Source organism: Amycolatopsis sp. GA6-003, from assembly GCF_046267895.1.
GTDB lineage: Bacteria > Actinomycetota > Actinomycetes > Mycobacteriales > Pseudonocardiaceae > Amycolatopsis.
Map to the genome: position 1 here is coordinate 4,255,266 of NZ_CP176499.1, position 21,655 is coordinate 4,276,920.

The window sequence follows — 21,655 nt, forward strand, 5'->3', positions numbered from 1 at the left end:
GCCTCACACGCCTCTCGACCAAGAAACAGCATCGAGGTCCCCTCCGGCCGTCACTGTAGCCAACCGCTCACAATGGGGTGCCGAAAACACGCAAACTCACCCCACTGTGCACTACGCCGAACAGAGCAAACCGCCGCGCACCCAACCCGCAAGGCGAACCTGGGTCAGGTGCCTGCCTTCTGCATCAGGTTGGCGACGACCATGGCCGAGACTTGAGCTGTTACGTCACACGGACTCACCACGCCAATCTTCGCCGGACTAAGCGTGACAGAGACATCGACATCATGATTATCGCTGATTCCCACGCTTACCTGGCAGAAGGACTTGTCACCTTGCGGACCATAGGCTGAATGCGCGACGGCTGGCAGTCCGCGCACGTTCGGAAGCGGACGCCACACGGTGGATTGCGGCTTCGAACTCGCGTATACCGCACTCAATCCATCGGAAACCTCGGTAACGTACAGCACGCTCAGAGCGGAGCCTGATTCGCTGTTGGCCCAGTGGCACTGCGCGCCGAGCGCCGGGTTGTCGGCATGCTTTCCTTGCTCCTCTTTGCCCAGAATACGGCCAACTTGTTCCGGGGTGAAGGCACTGTCGCACGGGTGACTCGACAGAACTGAGGCGGGGAGCGGATTTTCGACCTTGGGCGCACCCGCATACGGCAGGGCCTTCCCCGCCGCCGAAGTCTGTCCCGCAGGCAGCCCAGACGGCGAGCTGCTGGAACAACCCGCCACGAATACGGCTGCCGCCGCAGCAGCAGCCAAGCTAGCGAAACGCACCTTATCCCCCCGCGACTCCACGGTCTCCCAGCCGCAACAGTAGCCAATCGCGCATCCGCAGGCGGCCGGTTCGAGTACGAACAGGAGCCCCACCATCCGATCCGGGCAGCGGGGCCTCTTCAGCGGCGGAGGCTCAGCCCTTCAGCAGGGCCCTCGCCATGACGACCTTCTGGAGCTGGTTCGCGCCTTCGTAGTCTGCGCAACCTCCCCTGGTAAATAGCGACCTGCGAGATCGGCCGGAAAATCGCCGCTGATCCGGGCAAACGCATCTTGACAGTTCCTACCAAATCTCAGCCCTCCCCGACCTCCGACGGCCTGTGACAAGCCCCCCGAGCACTCTGGCGCCCCGCGCTGCCTCTTTGTGCCTGCGGTCCGTACGGGGTGCGATGGAGGCGCTAGGCCGTTCCTGTCCGTCGTGTCGTGCTGGCGTGGTCAAGGGTGAGCGTCAGCTCATCGCGCAGCGACGCCGCAGGCACCCTTGAGGCCGTCGCGAATCCGGCGCGAGACGGGCGGCCCAGCGCCAGAAGCGAGCGTGGCCGGAATCCACGAGAAGCTGTTGCTGTTGAACTGAGCCGATACGGATTCGTTGAATCGAGTGCAGGGGCGCGCGCACGGGGCGAGTCTGGGGCGAGCTCGCCGAGCGGACCGGCCAGCGGAAGGCCGCCCAACCAACCGGCGAGTCCCGCCGTACGCGAGGCGACCAGTTGCGCGAAGCCGCAGGCGGCGCGCCTTGATCCCATCGAGCCACCTTCGGCAGCAACAGGCGAACGCTTGGGCCACCCGTCGCCGAATGTGGTCAGGAGCAGCAGCCCTCCGGCTGGGCGGTCTTGTCGGCCTGGCTGGTTTCCGCATCCGGGGTGCAGCACGCGGCGCTGTCGGTGCCGAAGGTCTGCGAGTCGGCCTTGACGGTGTAGACCTCCCAGGGTTCCTGGCCGGGGCCGTGGACCCAGACTTTGTCCTGGACCGCGTAGCAGCAGGTCGTGTCGTCCTCGGTCAGCGTTTCCAGGCCCTCGCCGGTGAGGCGCTTGCTGGCTTCGCCGACCTGGTCGGTCGACTCCACCTCGACGCCGAGGTGGTCCATGACCGTCGCCTGGCCCGGCTCGCCTTCCAGGAGCACGAGCTTGAGCGCGGGCTCGCTGATGGCGAAGTTCGCGTACCCGGGCCGGAGTTTGGCCGGTTCGGTGCCGAACAGCTTCGAGTAGAAGTCGATCGAGCCTTCGAGGTCCCCGACGCGCAGCGCGAGCTGTACCCGTGACATCCCGTCCTCCTTGGATAGATGTTTGTCGAAACAGCGACGAGGCTTAGATTGTCCTCTACTTAGAAGTCTGTCAAGATAGACGCATGCCGAAACAGTTGCCGGTCGTCGCGATGGACGCCTGTTGTTCCCCGCTGGCGCACGAACCGCTGAGCGAGGACCAAGCCGTCGAGCTGTCCAGGCTGTTCAAGGCGATGGCGGACCCGGTCCGGCTGCGGCTGCTGTCGCTGATCGCCTCCCATGCCGGCGGCGAAGCGTGCGTGTGCGACCTGACCGACGCGTTCGACCTGACCGGGCCGACCATTTCCCATCACCTCAAGGTGCTGCGCGAGTCCGGCCTGATCACCGGCGACCGGCGGGGCACGTGGGTGTACTACCGCGTGCATCCGGAAGTGCTGGCCCGGTTGTCGGCCGTGCTGGTCCCCGGCGACGCTCCGGTTCCGGCGTGACCGGCACGCACGCCGGGGTGGCCGGCAAACTGTCCACTTTGGACCGGTTTCTGCCCGTGTGGATCGCGGCGGCAATGGTCATCGGACTGCTGGCCGGGCGGTGGGTTCCCGGGCTGAACACCGTGCTGTCGGCGGTGCGGGTCGACGGGATTTCGCTGCCGATCGCGCTCGGGCTGCTCGTGATGATGTACCCGGTGCTGGCGAAGGTCCGCTACGACCGGCTCGGCAGCGTGACGGGTGATCGGCGGCTGCTGTGGCCGTCGCTGGCGCTGAACTGGCTGGTCGGCCCGGCGCTGATGTTCGCGCTGGCCTGGCTGCTGCTGCCCGACCTGCCGGAGTACCGGACCGGGCTGATCATCGTCGGCCTCGCCCGCTGCATCGCGATGGTGATCATCTGGAACGACCTGGCCTGCGGCGACCGGGAAGCCGCTGCCGTGCTGGTGGCGCTGAACTCGGTGTTCCAGGTGGTCATGTTCGGCGTCCTGGGCTGGTTCTACCTCGCGGTGCTGCCCGGCTGGCTCGGCCTGCCGCAAGCGGATCTGAGCGTTTCCGCGTGGCAGATCGCGAAAAGCGTCCTGGTGTTCCTGGGCATCCCGCTGCTCGCCGGCTACCTTTCCCGGCGGCTGGGCGAACGCGCGAAGGGGCGCGCCTGGTACGAATCCCGGTTCCTGCCGAAGGTCGGCCCGCTCGCGCTGTACGGGCTGCTGTTCACCATCGTGGTCCTGTTCGCGTTGCAGGGCGACCAGATCACCAGCCGTCCGCTCGACGTCGCCCGGATCGCGTTGCCGCTGCTGGTCTACTTCGGACTCATGTGGGCCGGTTCCTACGCGCTCGGCAAGGCGGTCGGCCTGTCCTACGAACGAACCACGACGCTGGCGTTTACCGCCGCGGGCAACAACTTCGAACTCGCCATCGCGGTCGCGATCGCCACCTTCGGCGCGACCAGCGGCCAGGCCCTCGCCGGGGTCGTCGGCCCGCTCATCGAGGTCCCGGTCCTGGTGGCTCTGGTCTACGTGTCCCTCGCGCTCCGGCGCCGATTCGCCGCCGGGTCCTCCGCGACCGCGGAAGCTGCATCGTGACCAGCTCCGACCGTCCCGAAGTTCTCTTCGTCTGCGTCCACAACGCCGGACGCTCGCAAATGGCCGCGGCCCTCCTGCACCACCACGCGCAGGGCCGGGTCGTGGTCCGCTCCGCCGGGTCCGCCCCGGCCGACACCGTCAATCCCGCCGTCGTGGCGGTCATGAACGAACTCGGCATCGACCTCTCGCGCGAGTTCCCCAAGCCCTTGACCACCGAAGGCGTCCGCTCGGCCGACGTCGTGATCACCATGGGATGCGGCGACGCCTGCCCCGTGTTCCCCGGCAAGCGCTACCTCGACTGGAAACTCGACGACCCGGCGGGCCTGTCGGCTGAGCAGATCCGCCCGATCCGCGACGAGATCGACCGACGGGTCCGCACCCTGCTCGCCGAACTCGTCGCCGCTTGACCTCTTCCCCCCGGCTCACTTCATCGTTTATCGTCGATGGACGATAAAAGGAGATCGGCGTGCTGGATCGGGCTGCCGCGGAGACCTACGCCGGCTGGTTCCGGACGCTCGCGGATCCGACGCGCGTCCAGATCCTGCACCTGATCGCCTCGGCAGGCCGCCCGCTGGCGGTGGGCGAGATCGTCGAGCAGGTGAGCGTCAGCCAGTCGACCGTCTCCGCGCATTTGAAGGTCCTCACCGAATCCCGGTTCGTCCTTGTGCATCCGCAGGGAACCGCACGGTTGTACCGGGTCAACGAACAGTGCTTGTCCTGCTTCCCCAGCGCGGCCGACGTCGTCATGGGCCGCGCCGCCGTCCAGTTCGCCGACATCGCCTGCGAGGCGGCGCGATGAGACCAGACCACGACGCGATCCGCACCCGCTACGCCGGTGCGGCCCGGCGAGCGTTGGCCGGCGAAGCGACCGGCCTGCTGTCCGGAGCCGGGGACACCGAGAGGCTCGGAGCCGTGCACTACGCGGACGACGAGGTCCCCGAAGCGGTGGCGTCCACCAGCCTGGGCTGCGGAAACCCGCTCGCCGTCGTCGACGTGCGCCCGGGCGAGACCGTCCTCGACCTCGGATCCGGCGGCGGCCTCGACGTGCTGCTGTCCGCCCGCCGCGTCGGACCCGCCGGCCACGCCATCGGCCTCGACATGACCGACGAGATGCTCGCTCTCGCTCGTCGGCACGCCGCTGAGGCGGAGCTCGGCAACGTCGAGTTCGTCAAAGGCACGATCGAAGCCATTCCCTTGCCGGACAACACCGTCGACGTCGTGATCTCCAATTGCGTCATCGCCTTGTCGCCGGACAAACCAGCCGTGTTCGCGGGAATCGCACGCGTCCTGCGTCCCGGCGGCCGACTGGGCGTGACGGACATCCTCGCCGACGAAACCCTGACCGACACAGAACGCGCCGCCGACGGGGCTGCCGAATGCCTCGGCGGAGCACTGACAGCGGACGACTACCGCCGCCTGCTTCACGCTGCAGGCCTCGTGAACGCAGAGGTCCGGCGCACTCATGAAGTCGGACCCAAGCTGTACTCAGCGATCATCCGCGCCGACAAACCATCAGACTGACCGCAGCAACTCGACAACAGACTCAGTACAACTCTTCTGCCACAAACGACAGGCTACGGACCCGAGCCACGGTCGATGGCGAATGCCTTTCGCGTCCAATCGGTAGCGCCGCCGAGATCCTTATTGTGCTACGCCACCGTAACCAAGGTGAGCCGCGCTTCCTTGGCGCGGATGGGAGTTCGCTCGCTCCCGTTACAAAGCGACTCCCTGGACGGCGGGAAATCTCATGCCCCTCAAGCAGCTTGGCACCTTTACCCAGCTCGCGACGGACTTCAATCGGCCAAGCGGGCGGGTTCTGCGTCCCACCCGGCAATAACAAATAATTGCTCGATAGTCTCGGAGCCGACGCCTGCTCGGTGCATCTTGCGCAAGAGGTCGCTGAACGCCCACGTGTCGCGCCCGGGGACCACCAGGCTCGACCCACGAACGAGCCCGGCAGGCGATCGGCACGGTGTTCGGACGGCCTGATCTGGACTACCAGGGCCGTCCGAACTGCCGAGTCAAGATCAATCTAGCCCTTGAGCAGAGCCCTCGCCATGACGACCTTCTGGATCTGGTTCGTGCCTTCATAAATCTGCGTGATCTTCGCGTCCCGCATCATGCGTTCCACCGGGAAGTCGCGCGTGTAGCCTGCGCCGCCGAACAGCTGCACCGCATCTGTGGTTACCGACATCGCTACATCGGACGCGTAGGCCTTGGCTGCCGACGCCGTGAAGCCGGCTCGCTTGTCTCCGCGTTCGGACGCCGCGGCGGAGGCGTACACCAGGTGACGGGCGGCTTCGATTTTCGTTCCCATGTCGGCCAGCATGAACTGGATTCCTTGGAAATCCGCGATTGCCTTGCCGAACTGTTTGCGTTCCTTGACGTACGCGACAGCCGCGTCCAGGGCGCCCTGGGCGATTCCGAGGGCTTGTGCGCCGATCGTCGGGCGGGTGTGGTCCAGGGTGCGCAGGGCGGTTTTCAGGCCGGTGCCCGGTTCGCCGATGATGCGGTCCGCTGGAATGGTGCAGTTTTCGAAATAGATCTCGCGGGTCGGGGAGCCCTTAATGCCCAGCTTCTTTTCCTTCGGGCCTACCGAGAAACCTGGGTCGTCCTTGTGCACGACAAAAGCGGAAATGCCGTTGGCCTTCTTTTCCGCGTTCGGGTCGGTCACGGCCATGACCGTGTACCACGACGATTCGCCTGCGTTGGTGATCCAGCACTTGGTTCCGTTGAGGACCCAGTGGTCGCCGTCCAGGCGGGCGCGGGTGCGCATGGACGCGGTGTCCGAACCGGCCTCTCGTTCGGACAGTGCGTACGACGCCGAGGCTTCGCCCGAGGCGATTGACGGCAGGACCAGCTTCTTCAGGTCCTCCGAGCCGGACAGGATGATCGGCTGGGTGCCCAGTTTGTTGACCGCGGGAATCAGCGACGCGGAGGCGTCGACGCGGGCGACTTCCTCGATCACGATGCACGCGCCGATGGCGTCGGCGCCCTGGCCGTCGTACTCCTCGCCGATGTGGACGGCGTTGAAACCCGCCTTGACGAGCGCTTGGTTGGCCTCGACCGGGTAGCGCTCCTGCTCGTCGACCTCCGCCGCGTACGGCGCGATCTCCTTTTCGGCTAGAGCCCGGACCGCGGCGCGCAGTTCCTCGTGCTCTTCGGCCAGCTGATACAGGCCCTCGGCCACCTTCAGTCACCTCTTCTGCAGCGAAACGGGAGAAAGTCCCCCGATGTTAGCCCGCGTTCACTCCGAACGCGGCGGCTCGCTGCTTGTGTCCTCGGCCTCACCGTTCGTATGGTCAAGTGATGGCTGCCACTGCGTCGACCCCGCCGCCCGGATTGCCCGCTTCCCTTGACTACCCCCAGGTGCCGATCGGTTCGGTGCTCGCCGGCGCCGCGACGCGCTACGGCGACCGCGTCGCGTTCGCCATGGGCGACGACCAGCTCACGTTCGCTCAGACCTGGCAGGCCGCCTGCCGGTTCGCGCAGGCGTTGCTCGCCCGCGGCATCGGGCGCGGCGACGTGGTCGCCGTGCATTTGCCGAACTGTCTCGCGTATCCGATCGCCTACCACGGCATTCTGCTGGCGGGCGCGACGTTCAGCCCGACGAACCCGCTGCTCCCGCCGGACGACCTCGCCTTTCAGCTCACCGACTGCGGGGCCGCCGCGGTGGTGACGTTCGGGCCGGTCGCGGGCACGCTCGCGGCTGTCGCCGACCGGATTCCGGCGCGGCTGACGATCGTCGTCTCGCCGACCGGAGAGCTCGGCGAGGGGAGCGTCGAGTTCCGCGAGTTCTTCGCGGACCAGCCCGCGACCAGGCCTGACGTGGCGATCGACGTGGACCGCGACCTCGCCCACCTCGCCTACACGGGTGGCACGACGGGGCGGTCCAAGGGGGTCGAACTCACGCATCGCAACGTCGTCACGAACACGCTGCAGCACACCTGCTGGTCGACGGGGTCAGTACCGGCGCTCGACGCGAACGGCGACCTGACGATCGACCAGATCGGCAGCCCGGACGAATGGCCGACCCGGCTCGGCACCGGCACCGCGATCAACCTGACGCCGTGGTTCCACGCGATGGGGGTGATCGCGGGGCTCAACGGGCCGTTGCTGGGCGGCGGGACGACCGTGCTGCACGCTCGGTTCGACCCGGCGGCGTACGTCGCGGACGCGGAACGGCTGCAGGTCACGACCATCGGCGGCGCGCCCGCGCTGTTCGCGGCACTGCTGGCGACGCCCGCGTTCCACACTGCCGACCTGTCGTCGGTGCGCAACATCGGCTCCGGTGCGGCACCGATGAGTCACGAGATGATCCGGGCGCTGCACCAGCGGTTCCCCGGCGTCGTGATCGCCGAGGGATACGGGCTCACCGAGGTGACAATGGGCGCGGTGATCTCGCCGAGTTACCGGTCCGGCGTCCGCAAGGTCGGGTCGGTCGGAAGGCCGATCTTCGACACCGAGGTCAAGCTCGTCGCGGACGGCAGCGAGGAGCCGTTGCCGCCCGGGCAGGAGGGCGAGGTGTGCTTGCGCGGGCCGCAGGTGATGCGCGGATACCGGAACCGTCCGGAAGAGACCGCGGCCGCGCTGGTCGACGGATGGCTGCACACCGGCGACATCGGCGTGCTCGACGAAGACGGCTATCTGTCCATTGTGGATCGCAAGAAGGACATGCTGCTGTACAAGGGATACAACGTCTTCCCGCGCGAGCTGGAGGAGCTGCTGAGCGCGTCGCCGGGCGTGCTGTCCGCGGCGGTGGTCGGACGGCCGAGTCCGGAGGTCGGCGAGCTGCCGGTGGCGTTCGTGGTGCGGAAGCCGGATTCCTCAGTCGATGCCGAGCAGCTGATGGCGGCGGTGAACGAGAAGGTGCTGCCGTACAAGCGCCTGCGGGAACTGCATTTCGTGGAGGAGATCCCGGTGTCGGCGGCGGGCAAGGTGCTGAAGCGCGAGCTGCGGAAGCGGCTGCCTGACCCGGCTTGAGCTGGCGGGGTGCGCGGATGCCGGTGCCGGACCGGCATCCGCGTGCGCCTACTTGCCCGCTTTTTCGCGGAGCTTGGCGTCTTTGTCGAGGACGAGCTGCTCCAGGTCCTCCTGGAACTGCGTCAGCTTCGCCTGCAGCTGCAGGTCGGCGGCGGCCAGGATGCGGACCGCGAGGAGACCGGCGTTGCGCGCCCCGCCGACGGACACGGTGGCGACCGGGATGCCGGCGGGCATCTGCACGATCGACAGCAGCGAGTCCATGCCGTCCAGGTACTTCAGCGGAACCGGCACGCCGATCACCGGCAGCACCGTCGCCGACGCGACCATGCCCGGCAGGTGCGCGGCGCCGCCGGCGCCCGCGATGATCGTGCGGATGCCCCGGTCGGCCGCGGACTTCGCGTAGTCCAGCATCCGCTGCGGGGTGCGGTGCGCCGAGTAGACGCCGACCTCGTACTCGACGCCGAACTCGTCCAGCGCTTGCCCCGCGGCCTCCATCACCGGCCAGTCGGAGTCGCTGCCCATGATCACGCCCACCTGCGGCGCCATTGTGTTCCCCTTCAGTGGATCTCGTAGCCGTCGAGCCAGACGGCGTGGGACAGCCAGTGCGCGGACAGCAGCGCGCGATCGCGCAGGTCCTCCATGCGGTCGCCGATGAAGTTGACGTGCCCGAGCTTGCGGCCGGGCCGGTCCTGCTTGCCGTAGAGGTGGATTTTCGCCTCGGGGAACCGCGCGAACAGGTGGTGCACGCGCTCGTCCGGGCTCATCTGCGGCGAGAGGTCCGCGCCCAGCACGTTCGCCATCACGCACGCCGGCGCGATCAGGTCGGTGCGGCCGAGCGGGTAGTCCAGGACACCGCGCAGGTGCTGCTCGAACTGCGACGTGCGCGAACCGTCCATGGTCCAGTGGCCGGAGTTGTGCGGACGCATCGCCAGCTCGTTGACCAGCAGGCCGGTCTCGGTCTCGAACAGCTCGACCGCGAGCAGCCCGGTGACGTCGAGCGTCGCCGCGATGCGCAGGGCCAGCTCCTGCGCCTCCTGCACGCGCGCCTCGGCCAGCCCCGGCGCCGGGGCGAGGACCTCGGTGTTGATGCCGTTCGTCTGCACCGTCTCGACCACTGGGTATGCCGCGCCCTGGCCGAACGGGGAACGCGCGACCAGCGCGGACAGCTCGCGCTTCATCGCGACCTTTTCCTCGACCAACAACTCGGTGCCGGCGTTGAGGAGTTCGGGAACGGTCTCGCGGGCCTGCTGCGCGGTGTCGAGCATCCACACGCCGCGGCCGTCGTACCCGCCGCGCGACGCCTTCAGCACGACCGGCCAGCCATGCTCGCCACCGAACGCCACCACTTCGTCCACTGTGGACACTTCGGCGAACGCGGGGCCGGGCACGCCGAGTCCGGCCATCATCTCGCGCATCACGAGCTTGTTCTGCGCGAACCCGAGCGCGGTCGGCGCGGGACGGACGACGAAGCCCTCGGTGGCGAGGGTCAGCAGGTGCTCGCCGGGCACGTGCTCGTGATCGAAGGTGACCACGTCGACCTGGCGGGCGAAGTCGATCAGCGCGTCGAGGTCGGTGTGGTGGCCGATGACGACGTCGCTGGCCACGAGGGCCGCCGCGTCGCCCTCGTCGGCCGCCAGCACCTTCAGCGACTGGCCGAGGGAAATCGCCGCCTGCTGCGTCATGCGGGCGAGCTGCCCGCCGCCCACCATGCCGACGATGGGAAGACCGGTTCGTTTGTCCATAGCGCCGTCCAGGTTACTGGGCGAGAACTGGCGGACCACCGGCGACCTGCGGCGGAGACGGCCGGTGGTGGGAGGTGCTTAGGTGGTGCTGGGCGGCTCGATCCATAGCGGGCTTCCGGCGGAAGCGGCGGTGGCGGGCGCGGGGGCAGTGGCAACCGGAGCTACCCCGCGCCGTTCCGGGACCGACGGGGCGGGGGCGGGGCGACCTCGGTCTGCAGCGGACACCCGGCAGAGGTGGCGGTGGTGGCCGGTTGGCGCGGCGGGCGGCTGGGATCGGCCTGGCGAGGGGCGGGCCGGGCCGGACGCCGGTCGGTGGGGACCGGCTGAGGCGGCGGATATCGGCAGGACCGGCTGGGGGGCTGGCAGCTGGAGCCACCCACCGATCCGGAACCGGCAAGGCGGCACCGGGACGGCCACGATCCACAACGGACTCCCGGCCGACCCGGCGGTGGTCGGTCGGCACGGCAGCAGCTGGGATCGGCAGGGCGCGGGTCAGGCCGAGAACGGACGCCGGTCAACCGGAACCGGCTAAGGCGGCGGATATCGGCAGCACCGGCTGGGTGGCGCCGGGGCGAGCGCATCCTCCGGAGGACCCGGTGGAAGCCTGGCGAAGACGACGGATCCGGGGGTCGGCGAATCGAGGATCAGGCGAGTTCCTCGACGGGCGATCACTCCCCCAGGCGAAGGTCGACGAAACCAACTGCGGCGGCAAGGTCCCGACGAGAGCGATCGCACAGTCACCCGCCGCCCCGCCCAACCGGCCCGGCGAAAACACCAGGCAGCCCTCGCCAACCTCCACCGCAGCTCGGCGAACATAGCTCACTATTCGGTTGATCTGCCCGAATCAACGCCGGACCAGAACGATGGCCGTGCCCGTCCGCGAATCCGGACGGCCGCGTAACCACCGCGATCCAGACAGTAACCACGACCACCGACAAAAACCGCACCCAAGCCCCTCACCAGGGCAAAGGCAGCTAAGAAGAGACGGCCCGGATGCGAGACCGGCGCTGGAACCACCACCGCAGTGCCAGGGCGAGGGCCAGCACTACCGGGGTCAGGATGTACGCGTCGCCGAGGATGTTCTGCCATACCTTCCAGTGCAGCTCGACATTCCGGCCGTTCGGCAAGATCAGCAGCACGCAGCTGACGAACACGAACGCCACCAGGAACGTCCCCAGCCACCGTTTCCAGGCCGTCGCCGGGGTGGTTTTCGGCAGCCGGGACACCAGGAGCACCACCAGCGGCGCGACCCAGACCCAGTGGTGCGACCAGGAAACCGGCGAGATCAGCAGGATCCAGAACGCCGTGACGAGGAGTGCGGCCAGCGCTTGTCCGCGCCGGTGGAAGCGCAGCATCAGCCACAGTGCCGGGACGGCGAGCACCAGGCCGATGGCGATGGCCGCGCTCGAGGCCCACGGGGCCAGGTCCGTGGCGCGGTTCATCAGGGCGTTCAGGGACTGGTTGCCCGCCCAGTGCACCGGGCCGATGCGGCCGGTGTCGGGGAGCGTTTTGGTCCAGTATTTCCACGAATCGTGCGGGTTGACCAGGAACAGCAGCGCCTGCATGCCCACGAACGTCGCCAGTCCGCGCAGGGCGTCTTTCCAGCGGCCGGTCACCAGCAGGTGGCCGACGAACACGATGGGGGTCAGCTTGATCGCCGCGGCCAGGCCGACCAGCACGCCGCCCCAGCGGCTGCCGCGCGCGCAGATCACCAGCAGGTCCAGCAGGACCATCGCCATCAGCAGCAGGTTGATCTGGCCGAGGAAAATCGTCCGCCACACCGGTTCGAAGCCCAGGAAGACCAGGAAGAACACGATGGTCGACCGGGCAGGCGAGGCCCACCAGCGGGGGGCGTCGGCGGCCGGGCGGGGCAGCGCGCCGATCGCGATCCGGATCGACAGCGCGAGCGCGGCCAGCGAGACCACGGTGAGGAAACCCCAGGCCACCTGCACCGGCACCAGCGCGAGGGGGGCGAACAGGAGCGCCGCGGTCGGCGGGTAGGTGAACGGGAGCAGCGCCCAGCCCGGTTCGGTGGGCAGCGTGTTCGCGTCGTAGAGGTTGTCGCCGCGCAGCAGCTGCAGCGCGCCCGCCCGGTAGACCGCGCTGTCCACGCCCAGGTTCCAGTCGTGCGTCCAGCCCCAGAACCCGACCGCGATCGCCAGCAGCGGGAACACGGCGAAGATCAGCATCGACCGCGGGCGCACGGACAGCCGCGCCAGCGATCGGCGCAGAGCCAGCCGGGGCTGCCCGGATCGATTCACCGGAGCTTCGCCGTCGGCAGCGGAGGGTACGGTCCTGGTCACCACACCAGGAAAGCACGAGGGCGGGAATGCTGGTCAGGAAGGGTGACCGGCACTCAGCTGTGCGCCAATTCCGTCAGCAGCTCGCACGCCCGGTCGTGCGTCCCGGGCAATCGCACGGCCGACACGAGCGGACGGGCGACGTCGCGCAGTTGCGGGTCCACGGAAAGGCGTTCGTTGAGCGCCCTTCGCAGCGCGACCCCGCGCGTGGCGAGGCGTTCGTTGCGTTCGGCCAGCACCGCGACCGCGGACGGGCCGAGCGTCGCGTAGCACTCGCCGGTGTCGAACACCGCTCGGACGGCGTCCGCGGCGAGGATCATCGCGGTCAGCCGGGGCCAGCCGGACACCGACGTCAGGTCGAGCGACACGGTCAGCAGCACGTGCGCTTCGCTGACCTCGCCGCGGTAGATCTCGCCGAGCCGGGTCCGCAGGTACGCCGCGGACGGCAGGCCGGTGAGCGGGTCGGTGACCTCGGTGTGCACGAGCTGGTCGGTCGCGACATCTGCCCAGGCCAGCGCGGTCACGCGGAGCAGGCGAGCCGGAGTGGCGTCGACGTCCGGTGCGACGAATCCGTCGACCGCGTCCGGATCGGCGAGCACCGCGTGCAAAGCGGCCAGGTCGGACAGCGTTTCCGACAGTCCCGCTCCCGCCGCGGCCCGCGCCCGCCCCAGCCCGGCCAGGGCGTTTTCCGCGCCCGTCGAACCGTGCCGGACGACTGCCGCGCACACCGCGTCCACCTCGGGCAGTGCCCAGTCGCTCGGGAAACGCCAGCCGGCCGCGAGACTGGCTGTTCGCCAGCGAGCTCGCAATGCCCGCAAATGGCGGTCCCGCTCGAACCGCGCACGCGTCTCGTCCCCCGACGAGTCGCCCGCGGAGCCGAACCGCGCCCCGGTAGCCGGTACGTCCACCGAACCCCCAGCTCCTTCCGGTACCTGTCGATCTTGTCCCCAATCACGGAGGGGACGCCGCGGCGTAGTCCTCGTGACGCGTTTTCCCCGATCTTTTTCGCGTAATCACCAGACGAGGAGGTGAACTTGCTGCGCCTACTGAGGCATCTGCCGGACCACGGCGTGACGAGTGTCGCCGCATCCGTCACACTTGGTGTGCGTTGTAGGGAGTAAAGCGCGTGGAGTCCGCCGCGCGCACAGCATTAAAAAGGAGCCCCGTGTCCACCGTTCCCGCCGATCTCTCCGGTAAGAGCGACGCCGAGCTGATCGCAGAGGTGCGCGCGGGAAAGATCGCGTCCTACGGTCCGCTCTACGAGCGGCACAGCGGCGCCGCGCACAACCTCGCCCGCCAGCTCGCGCGGTCCAGCTCGGAGGCCGACGACCTCGTGTCGGAGGCGTTTTCGAAGGTGCTGGACACGCTGCGCGGCGGAAAGGGCCCGGACAGCGCCTTCCGCGCGTACCTCCTTACCGCGCTGCGGCACACCGCGTACGACAAGACGCGCCGTGACCGTCGGATCGACCTCAACGAGGACATGAGCGACGTCGGCGGGGCCGCCGGCGAGGCGCTCACCGTGCCGTTCTCCGACACCGCCGTCGCGGGCCTCGAGCGCACGATGGCCGCGAAGGCGTTCGCGCGGCTGCCGGAACGCTGGCAGGCAGTGCTGTGGCACACCGAAATCGAGCAGCAGAGCCCGGCTGAAGTCGCGCCGTTGCTCGGGCTGACCGCGAACGGCGTGTCCGCGCTCGCCTACCGCGCCCGGGAAGGGCTTCGCCAGGCGTACCTGCAGGTCCACCTGCAGGAAACCGGTGCCGACCGCTGCCGGGCGACGGCCGACCGGCTCGGGGCCTGGACCCGCGACGGACTGTCCAAACGCGAGCGCTCGCAGGTGGAGAACCACCTCGACGAATGCGAGAAGTGCCGGGTGCTGGCGGCCGAGCTGGCCGACGTCAACGGCAGCCTGCGCGCGATCATCGCCCCGATCGTCCTCGGCGGCGCCGCTCTCGGCTACCTGGCCACGATCGGCGCGGCCAAGGCGAGCGCGGCTACCGCCGGTGCCGCCGCGGTCGGTGCTGGTGCCGCCGCGGCAGGCGGGGCCAAGGCGGGTGCGGCCGCGGCCGCGTCCGCGCCGCGGCAGTTCGCCGGGGTCGCCATGTCCGGGGCCGCGATGGTGGCCGCCGTGGCGGTCGCGCTGGCTGCCGGCGGCGGAACGCAGACCATTCCGGCTGCTCAGCAGGCACCCGCACCGCCGCCGGCCGCCGCGCCCGCACCGGCGCCGAAGCCTGCTCCCCCAGCACCTCCGGCCGCGCCGCCCGCTCCCCCGGCACCGCCGCCTGCCCAGCCCGCGCCTCCAGCGGTGCCCCCGCCTGCGGCGCCCCCGGCGGCTCCCCCTGCTCCGCCCGCGCAGCCGCCGGCCCAGAACCCGCCGCCTGCCGCGCCGCCGCAGCTGTCCGCGTCCATGCCGCCGAGCGGGGTCGAACTCCAGCCGGGCGGCAGGCCGGTCGAGCTGCCGATCACCGTGCGCAACAACGGCGGTTCGGTGTCCGATCCGGTCCAGGCGACGCTGAATCTGCCGCGGGGAGTCCGGGCCGTTCCCGCGAACGGCGGCGGCGCGGCGGGCGCGTACTCCAGCGAAGCGGCCGCGCAGTCCGGGCCGATGCAGGTCGCGTGCCCGGGCGGCACGGGCACGGTCACGTGCAAGACCGGCAGCGGACTGCAGCCCGGCCAGTCGGCGGTGCTGATGTTCCGGCTGCAGGCGGACGAGAACGCGAGCGGCGGCACGGTGACCGGTTCGGTCACCGCGGGTGCTTCGGTGAACGTCACCGTCAGCGTGCAGGTGAAGGTCAAGGCCCCGAAGGACGCACTGGCGCTGACCGCCAGGCCGCTCGGCCTGCCGTGGAAGCTGCAGCCGCAGATCCTGGCCACGGTGTACAACACCGGGCAGAGCACGAAGCCGGTCACGATCACGTTCGACCACAGCACCACCTGGCAGCTTGGCTTGAAGAAGTTCGACTGCACGTCCGGTGCGACGAGCACGAGCTGCACCAGTGCCAAACCGCTGGCTCCAGGCGAGAAAGCGGACCTGTTGGTGACGGTGGACCGCAAGCCGTTCGATGGCCCGCTCACCGTCACCGTCAACGCGTCGCTCGGCAGCGCGTCGGCGAAACCGGTCCCGGTGGACCTCGGCTGCTGGTGGAACATGTGCCACGACTCGACGATCGGACCGCTGTCGTCCACGTCGGTGCCGCTGCCGCCCACGACGTCGACCTCGAAGAGCCACGCGCCGAGTTCGACGAAGCACCCGAAGCCGAGCGTCACGCCGCCGTCCACGCCATCCGACGATGACGACACGCCGGACCCGACGTCGAGCAGCCCGGCCGCCACCACGAGCGCGCCGCCGGACCCCAGCTCGGACGGAAAGCCCGGCAAACCCGATAACCACGGCAAACGTCCGCCGTCGGTCGAACCCCGGGGATTCTTCGGCTGGTTCACGGAGTAGCGTCCGCGAGGTGCGCGAACTCCTGGCGAAGCACCGTGAACTGGTCCGTTTCGCCCTGGTCGGCGGCACGAGCTTCGTCATCACGCTGACGATCACGTACGTCCTGAAGTTCACCGTGCTGCGGACCCATCCGGTCACGGCGCTGATCGTCGGTGTGCTGATCGCCACGATCTTCTCCTACGTGGCGAACCGCGAATGGGCGTTCCGCACCCGCGGCGGCCACGAGCGGGCGCACGAAGCGGCGCTGTTTTTCCTGATCAGCGGGGTCGCACTCGGGCTGAACGCGTTGCCGCAGTGGGTTTCGCGCTACGTCCTGCAGCTGCAGGTGCCACACGTGAGCCTGGTCGGGCAGGAGGCCGCCGACTTCGTAAGCGGGATGCTTCTGGGCACGTTGCTGGGGACGCTGTTCCGCTGGTGGGCGTTCAAGAAGTGGGTGTTCCCCACGGAGGGCGCCCGGCCGGAATCAGCGCGGAATGACAATCCGGATATTCCGGACCGTAAGGCCGCCTGAGACCTGGCGTGACCTCGAATTCTCTAGACTGCGTTACGTGACCGTCGTCGAAACCGTGCTCGCCCGCACGCCCGAGCCGTTGCGCTCCGTGCTCGTGAAGCACCGGGAGCTGCTGAAGTTCGCGATCGTGGGCGGCACGACCTTCCTGGTCGACAACGGCGTCTGGTACCTGCTGAAGCTCAGCGTGCTGGAGTCGAAACCGACCACCGCGAAGGCGATCGCGATCATCGTCGCGACGATCGTGTCGTACGTGCTCAACCGCGAATGGTCGTTCCGCACCCGAGGCGGCCGCGAACGCGCCCACGAGGCCACGCTGTTCTTCCTGATCAGCGGCGTCGCGGTGGTGGTGAACCTGATTCCGCTGCTGATCTCGCGCTACTGGATGCACCTGGAAGTGCCGCACGTGTCGCGGTTCGTGCAGGAGGTCGCGGACTTCGCGAGCGGGTCGATCATCGGCATGCTGCTGGCGATGGTGTTCCGGTTCTGGGGCTTCAAGAAGTGGGTGTTCCCGGACGAACTGGGGGAACGGCGGAAGGACGGGGTCACCCGGCTTCCCCGGTGACCCGGCTGGCGCTGTTCGACCTCGACGACACGCTGACCGACCTCAGCGGCGCGTTTTCCCGCTGGGCGGCGGAATTCGCCGCGCGGCACCGGCTTCCCGACGACGCGGCGAGCTGGCTGATCGCGGCGCGGCGGGGAGGTCCGATGGACCGGTTCTTCGCCGAAGTCCGGCAGAAGTTCGCTCTGGCCGAGCCTGCCGAACAGTTGTGGGCGAGCTATCGCGCGAGAATTCCGCAACTGGTGCAGCTCTATCCGAACGCACTGGCCGATCTTGGCACCCTGCGCGCCGCCGGATGGCGAATCGGCATCGTCACTAATGGGATGCAGGACAATCAGCTAGCGAAGCTGCACCGCACCGGCCTCGCGAAAGCAGTCGACGGTTACTGCGTTTCCGCCGCCGTCGGATTGCGCAAACCCGACCCTCGTATCTTCCGCCTCGCTGCGCAAAACTGCGGGACCACGCTGGCTCCCGGCGATTGGGTCATCGGCGACAGCCCTGACCTCGACATCGCAGGCGGGCACAACGCCGGGCTGCGCACGCTCTGGATCAGCCATCATCGAGCGTGGCCGCAAGGTCGACCGCCGCACCGCGTCGCGATTGAGCTGCGGGAAGCAGTCCGGATCCTCAGCGAGGAACCGGCTCCGCGGGCCACTGCAATTCCCCCACCTCGCCCGGACGCGGCACCTTCAAAAACAGACTGAAAATCGCCGGTCGCTTATTCGACAGTTCCAGTCGTCCGCCGTCCGCCTCCACCAGAGCACGGGCCAAAGCCAACCCCACCCCGGTCGAACCTCCGCCGGAAAAACCGCGTTCGAAAATGTGCGGCGCGATTTCGTCCGGCACCCCCGACCCGGTGTCCGCGACCTCGATCACCACCGTTCCCTCGGCATCCCCGCGGCGGGCGGACAGCGTGACCGTTCCCGCGCCGTGGCGGAGGGCGTTGTCCAGCAGTACCCCGATTACCTCGCGCAGTCGCGCCGGGGTCACGCGCACCATCAAGCCGTCCGCGACCTTCAGTCGCAGGTTCCGGCCCTCGACCCGCAGCAACTGTCGCCATTCCTCCGCGACCGCGGGCAGCGTCACCGGCAGATCCACCGGCTCGGCGTCGACCTCGCGGGCGGCTCGGGCGGCGGCCAGCAGTTCGTCCAGGGCCTGGGCCAGCCGGTCCGCCTGTTCCTGCGCGGCGCGGGACTCCTCGACCACGTCCGGATCCTCGTGGCTGGTCAACGGTTCCAGCCGCAGCTGCAGCGCGGTCAACCGGCTGCGCAGCTGGTGCGAGACATCCCCGACCAGCTGCCGTTCCCGCTGCACGAGCTGCGCCAAAGCCGACCCCGACGTATCCAATGCCTCCGCGACCATGTCCAGTTCGGCCACGCGGTAGCGGCTCGGGTCGGGGCGGAAATCGCCGCCGCCCAGGCGGGAGGCGCGGTCCGCGACGTGCCGGAGCGGTTTCGCCAGGCGGCGCGCGGTCACTGTCGCCACCACCGTGCCGGTGCCGACCGACAGGACCACCAGCAGCACGACCAGCAGCGTCACCTGCGTCTGCTTCGTGCGCACCGGGCCGCTCGGGATCGCCAGCAGCACCGTGCCGCTGCGAGCGGTCGGCACCGATTCGACCACCGGGTCCGGGCCGGGGTTCGCGCCGAGGTGCTTTTCGCTGAAGCCCTCGGCGCGCACGATTAGCATGCCGCCGTCGGGAACGCCGACCCTGAACTGCTCCAGGTCGATTTCCTGGCCGTTCGCGACCTGCGTGTCCACCGTCGCGGCGATGTTGCGCGCCCGTTCGGCCAGGCTTTCCCGGTTGAGGTTCTCCACCAGCCGCCACGCGGTGACGCCGAGCGGGATGCCCAGCACGGCCGCGGTCACCGCCACGGCGAGGAGGATCGCCAGCAGGATCCGGCGGCGCATGCTCATCGGCGGCTACTCGACATTGAACCGGAACCCGACGCCGCGCACGGTCGCGATGCGCCGTTCGGCGTCGGAGTGCGCCGGTTTCGCCTGCCTGCCCGCCGCCTCGTCGGCGGCGACCGCGAGTTTGCGGCGCAGCCAGGACATGTGCATGTCGAGCGTTTTCGACGTCTTGGACTCGAGGTCGTTCCACACCTCGGCGAGGATCTCGTCGCGGCTGACGACCTGCCCGGCCCGGCTCATCAGCACGCGCAGCAGCTCGAACTCCTTGTTCGCCAGCTGCACCTCGTGCGAGTCCACAGTGACCAGTCGCGCGCCGAGATCCATCCGGACGCCGCCGGCCTCCAGCACTTCCGGGACCCGGCGGCGCAGCAGCGCGCGGATCCGGGCGAGCAGTTCGGCGAGCCGGAACGGCTTGGCCACGTAATCGTCCGCGCCCGCGTCGAGGCCGACGACGAAATCGACCTCGTCGGTGCGCGCGGTGAGCATCAGCACCGGCAGTTCGGTGCCGCTCGCGCGCAGCCTGCGGCACACCTCCAGCCCGTCCATCCCGGGCAGCCCGAGGTCGAGCACGAGCAGGTCGACCCGGTGCGCGGCGGTCGCGGCGAGCACCGCCGGGCCGTCGGTGACGACCTCGATCTCGTACCCCTCCCGGTGCAGCGCGCGCGACAGCGGCTCGGCGATGGCCGGATCGTCTTCGGCAAGTAGGACCATGCTCACCTGGCCAACCTTACGGCGAACGGGCGTGAAACCATCGTGACCGTGCCTGCCTACTCGGATGACCTCGCTCTCGCCACCCGGCTGGCGGACGCCGCCGACGCGCTGACCACGGCCCGTTTCCGTGCGCTCGACCTCGCGGTGTCCGCGAAACCGGACCGCACGCCGGTGACCGACGCTGACACCGCCGTCGAGGACGCGATCCGCGAAATCCTCGCGACGGAACGGCCCGGCGACACGGTCGCGGGCGAGGAACGCGGCGGCTCCGCGGGCAGCGAGGGCCGGGCCTGGGTGATCGACCCGATCGACGGGACCAAGAACTTCCTGCGCGGCGTCCCGGTGTGGGCGACGCTGATCGCGCTGGTCGAGGACGGCACGCCGGTGGTCGGCATGATCAGCGCGCCGCTGCTGGGCCGGCGTTGGTGGGCGGCTCGCGGCGAGGGCGCCCACCTGCGCGACGCGGCGGGCGAACGCCGCATTTCGGTGTCGAAGGTGGCGACGCTCGGCGACGCCTATCTGTCCACGACGGACTTGAACAGCTGGACCGAGTACCACTCCCGCGAGAAGTACCTCGCGCTCACCGAGGCGTGCTGGGAATCCCGCGCCTTCGGGGATTTCTGGAGCCACTGCCTCGTCGCGGAAGGCGCGATGGACGTCGCGGCCGAGTGCATCGTGAATCCGTGGGACGTCGCCGCCGCGCAGGTGATCGTCACCGAGGCGGGCGGCCGGTTCACCGATCTTTCCGGCACGGAGACCTACGAGGGCGGTTCAGCGCTGTCCACAAACGGCCTCCTGCACGACGAAGCGCTGGCCGTGCTGCGCCGTCAGTGAGCGCCGGGCAGCACGCCGACCGCGCCGCGCGCCACCTGCGACCAGGTCAGCCTGCCGAAGAGGTAGTGACAGGCGACCTGTTCGGAGGTGAACGCGGCCCAGTCGTAGCGGTTGCCCTGCTCGCGCCAGAACACTTCCCAGCCGCCGTCGGAGATCGGCAGCAGGCACCACGTGTTGTCCGCTTCCCGGCCGATCGACACGACTTCCCCGGGCACCCCGATGACGTCCAGCCACTTCCGGATCGACTGGGTGTTCATCGTGCCTCCCGCGTGACGTCGACCAGGAATCCCAGCGTGACCAGTTCGTCCGCGGAGAGCACCGCACGGTAGCGGATTCCGCCGCCCGGTCCGTCGAACCACTCCGCCGACGTGGCCTGCCACACCGGCATCGGCTTCAGCACTCGGTACCGGCGGTAGCCGGAACGCAGCGCGGCGGGCGGCAACGCGCGCTGGGCGAACGGCGTGCCGTCCGGCGCGAAGACCCGGCCGTGATCGCTGCCGAAGCGGTCCAGCAGCGTGTTTTCCGGCAGTACCACCGGATTCGGCTCTTCGACGCAGCCCTCCGCGGGCGGCCACACGTACTCGGCGCCGACCACGAACCGGCGCTCCCATTCGGGACCCTCCGGCGGCACGTAGCCGTTGACGACGGCCTCGGGCGGCTCCGGATCCACCGGCGGCGCGGGCGAACGGCGGAAGCCCTGCTTGACGTATCCGAGCACCGCGGTGTCGTCGAGCAACGCCGATTCCGGATGGTCGAACAACGGCCGCCGGGCCACCCCGTCCGAGGGCAGCGGCAACTGCCGGTCCGGACGGTCCGCGGCCACCGGCAAATGCCCGAGCGGGAACATGTGCACGGCGAACAACGCCAGCACGCTTTCCCGGTCGGTGCGCGGAGAACCGACCGGCGGACGGCTTTGCGCGGGCAGCACGCCGGTGCCCGCCGGCGGGGTGGGCACCTCGTCGAAGCCGCGTTCGAGCAGCCCGCCGTACTGGGCGGGCACGCGCACCGGGCCGGTGGCGACGTCGGTGTCTGCCGGTTCGGGCTGGTCGGACACTGGCACCCTCTTCTCGGTCGTGCCGGCACCGGGTCGGACG

22 protein-coding genes are annotated in these 21,655 nt (G+C 69.3%); 11 read left to right on the forward strand and 11 right to left on the reverse strand.

All coding sequences use genetic code 11. The features are described 5' to 3' along the window. Nucleotides 1–164 precede the first annotated feature (164 nt). Both F9C12_RS18750 and F9C12_RS18755 read right to left on the reverse strand, forming a co-directional pair. The gene (locus F9C12_RS18750; RefSeq protein ID WP_409466737.1) at nucleotides 165–764 is read right to left on the reverse strand and encodes a DUF3558 domain-containing protein; all 600 of its coding nucleotides are present in this window, start codon (nucleotides 762–764) and stop codon (nucleotides 165–167) included. Nucleotides 765–1,575: 811 nt separating this feature from the next. Then, the gene (locus tag F9C12_RS18755; protein WP_409466738.1) at nucleotides 1,576–2,037 is read right to left on the reverse strand and encodes an ArsI/CadI family heavy metal resistance metalloenzyme; all 462 of its coding nucleotides are present in this window, start codon (nucleotides 2,035–2,037) and stop codon (nucleotides 1,576–1,578) included. An 83-nt stretch (nucleotides 2,038–2,120) separates the two neighbouring features. On the opposite strand from F9C12_RS18755, the gene F9C12_RS18760 reads away from it, so the two are divergent. Genes F9C12_RS18760 through F9C12_RS18780 form a run of 5 tightly spaced genes read left to right on the forward strand, consistent with a single transcriptional unit; the run spans nucleotide 2,121 to nucleotide 5,083 of the window. Next, nucleotides 2,121–2,483, forward strand: coding sequence for a metalloregulator ArsR/SmtB family transcription factor (locus F9C12_RS18760; RefSeq protein ID WP_409466739.1), 363 nt, complete (start codon nucleotides 2,121–2,123; stop codon nucleotides 2,481–2,483). Further along, a complete protein-coding gene (arsB, locus tag F9C12_RS18765; RefSeq protein WP_409466740.1) occupies nucleotides 2,480–3,562 on the forward strand; it encodes an ACR3 family arsenite efflux transporter in 1,083 nt (360 codons plus the stop codon). Before F9C12_RS18760 ends, arsB begins: the two co-directional genes overlap by 4 nt. 59 nt (nucleotides 3,563–3,621) lie before the next feature. Then, nucleotides 3,622–3,969, forward strand: coding sequence for an arsenate reductase ArsC (locus F9C12_RS18770; RefSeq protein WP_409467030.1), 348 nt, complete (start codon nucleotides 3,622–3,624; stop codon nucleotides 3,967–3,969). Nucleotides 3,970–4,028: 59 nt separating this feature from the next. Further along, the gene (locus F9C12_RS18775; protein WP_409466741.1) at nucleotides 4,029–4,361 is read left to right on the forward strand and encodes an ArsR/SmtB family transcription factor; all 333 of its coding nucleotides are present in this window, start codon (nucleotides 4,029–4,031) and stop codon (nucleotides 4,359–4,361) included. Beyond that, nucleotides 4,358–5,083 (forward strand): methyltransferase domain-containing protein, encoded by a 726-nt coding sequence (locus F9C12_RS18780; RefSeq protein ID WP_409466742.1) that lies wholly within the window; start codon nucleotides 4,358–4,360, stop codon nucleotides 5,081–5,083. Before F9C12_RS18775 ends, F9C12_RS18780 begins: the two co-directional genes overlap by 4 nt. A 511-nt stretch (nucleotides 5,084–5,594) precedes the next feature. Here F9C12_RS18780 and F9C12_RS18785 read toward each other — a convergent pair. Then, on the reverse strand, nucleotides 5,595–6,752 hold the full coding sequence (locus F9C12_RS18785) for an acyl-CoA dehydrogenase family protein (RefSeq protein ID WP_409183261.1): 1,158 nt from the start codon (nucleotides 6,750–6,752) through the stop codon (nucleotides 5,595–5,597). 119 nt (nucleotides 6,753–6,871) lie between these two features. Here F9C12_RS18785 and F9C12_RS18790 point away from each other — a divergent pair, with 119 nt between their 5' ends. Then, the gene (locus F9C12_RS18790; RefSeq protein WP_409466743.1) at nucleotides 6,872–8,545 is read left to right on the forward strand and encodes a class I adenylate-forming enzyme family protein; all 1,674 of its coding nucleotides are present in this window, start codon (nucleotides 6,872–6,874) and stop codon (nucleotides 8,543–8,545) included. A 48-nt stretch (nucleotides 8,546–8,593) separates the two neighbouring features. Here the strand turns inward: F9C12_RS18790 and purE are convergent, their stop codons facing one another. The 4 genes from purE to F9C12_RS18810 form a co-directional block, all read right to left on the reverse strand. Beyond that, nucleotides 8,594–9,091 (reverse strand): 5-(carboxyamino)imidazole ribonucleotide mutase, encoded by a 498-nt coding sequence (gene purE / locus F9C12_RS18795; RefSeq protein ID WP_101435814.1) that lies wholly within the window; start codon nucleotides 9,089–9,091, stop codon nucleotides 8,594–8,596. 11 nt (nucleotides 9,092–9,102) lie between these two features. Next, entirely contained in the window at nucleotides 9,103–10,287 is a 1,185-nt protein-coding gene (locus F9C12_RS18800) for a 5-(carboxyamino)imidazole ribonucleotide synthase (RefSeq protein WP_409466744.1), read from the reverse strand. Nucleotides 10,288–11,261: 974 nt separating this feature from the next. Then, nucleotides 11,262–12,590, reverse strand: coding sequence for a glycosyltransferase 87 family protein (locus F9C12_RS18805; protein ID WP_409466745.1), 1,329 nt, complete (start codon nucleotides 12,588–12,590; stop codon nucleotides 11,262–11,264). Nucleotides 12,591–12,643: 53 nt separating this feature from the next. Next, nucleotides 12,644–13,495, reverse strand: a complete 852-nt coding sequence (locus F9C12_RS18810; RefSeq protein ID WP_409183265.1) for a GGDEF domain-containing protein — start codon at nucleotides 13,493–13,495, stop codon at nucleotides 12,644–12,646. Between the two features lie 257 nt (nucleotides 13,496–13,752). On the opposite strand from F9C12_RS18810, the gene F9C12_RS18815 reads away from it, so the two are divergent. The 4 genes from F9C12_RS18815 to F9C12_RS18830 are packed head-to-tail and all read left to right on the forward strand — an operon-like array spanning nucleotide 13,753 to nucleotide 17,806. Then, entirely contained in the window at nucleotides 13,753–16,032 is a 2,280-nt protein-coding gene (locus F9C12_RS18815; RefSeq protein WP_409466746.1) for a sigma-70 family RNA polymerase sigma factor, read from the forward strand. 10 nt (nucleotides 16,033–16,042) lie between these two features. Next, nucleotides 16,043–16,543: a GtrA family protein gene (locus F9C12_RS18820; RefSeq protein ID WP_409466747.1), complete on the forward strand. Its 501-nt coding sequence runs from the start codon at nucleotides 16,043–16,045 to the stop codon at nucleotides 16,541–16,543. A gap of 37 nt (nucleotides 16,544–16,580) precedes the next feature. Continuing rightward, nucleotides 16,581–17,105, forward strand: coding sequence for a GtrA family protein (locus F9C12_RS18825; protein ID WP_409183268.1), 525 nt, complete (start codon nucleotides 16,581–16,583; stop codon nucleotides 17,103–17,105). Further along, nucleotides 17,102–17,806: an HAD family hydrolase gene (locus F9C12_RS18830; protein ID WP_409466748.1), complete on the forward strand. Its 705-nt coding sequence runs from the start codon at nucleotides 17,102–17,104 to the stop codon at nucleotides 17,804–17,806. Before F9C12_RS18825 ends, F9C12_RS18830 begins: the two co-directional genes overlap by 4 nt. Here F9C12_RS18830 and F9C12_RS18835 read toward each other — a convergent pair. Together F9C12_RS18835 and F9C12_RS18840 are read right to left on the reverse strand one after the other, a co-directional pair. Then, nucleotides 17,730–19,013 (reverse strand): ATP-binding protein, encoded by a 1,284-nt coding sequence (locus F9C12_RS18835; protein ID WP_409467031.1) that lies wholly within the window; start codon nucleotides 19,011–19,013, stop codon nucleotides 17,730–17,732. The two genes, F9C12_RS18830 and F9C12_RS18835, sit on opposite strands and share 77 nt — an antisense overlap. Before the next feature lie 12 nt (nucleotides 19,014–19,025). After that, nucleotides 19,026–19,727, reverse strand: a complete 702-nt coding sequence (locus tag F9C12_RS18840; protein WP_009072764.1) for a response regulator transcription factor — start codon at nucleotides 19,725–19,727, stop codon at nucleotides 19,026–19,028. 42 nt (nucleotides 19,728–19,769) lie between these two features. Here F9C12_RS18840 and hisN point away from each other — a divergent pair, with 42 nt between their 5' ends. Beyond that, nucleotides 19,770–20,561, forward strand: coding sequence for a histidinol-phosphatase (gene hisN / locus F9C12_RS18845; RefSeq protein ID WP_409466749.1), 792 nt, complete (start codon nucleotides 19,770–19,772; stop codon nucleotides 20,559–20,561). Here the strand turns inward: hisN and F9C12_RS18850 are convergent. Together F9C12_RS18850 and F9C12_RS18855 are read right to left on the reverse strand one after the other, a co-directional pair. Then, a complete protein-coding gene (locus F9C12_RS18850) occupies nucleotides 20,555–20,818 on the reverse strand; it encodes a hypothetical protein (protein WP_409183271.1) in 264 nt (87 codons plus the stop codon). The genes hisN and F9C12_RS18850 overlap by 7 nt on opposite strands. Further along, nucleotides 20,815–21,615: a TNT domain-containing protein gene (locus tag F9C12_RS18855; RefSeq protein ID WP_409183272.1), complete on the reverse strand. Its 801-nt coding sequence runs from the start codon at nucleotides 21,613–21,615 to the stop codon at nucleotides 20,815–20,817. Before F9C12_RS18855 ends, F9C12_RS18850 begins: the two co-directional genes overlap by 4 nt. Nucleotides 21,616–21,655: the final 40 nt, after the last annotated feature.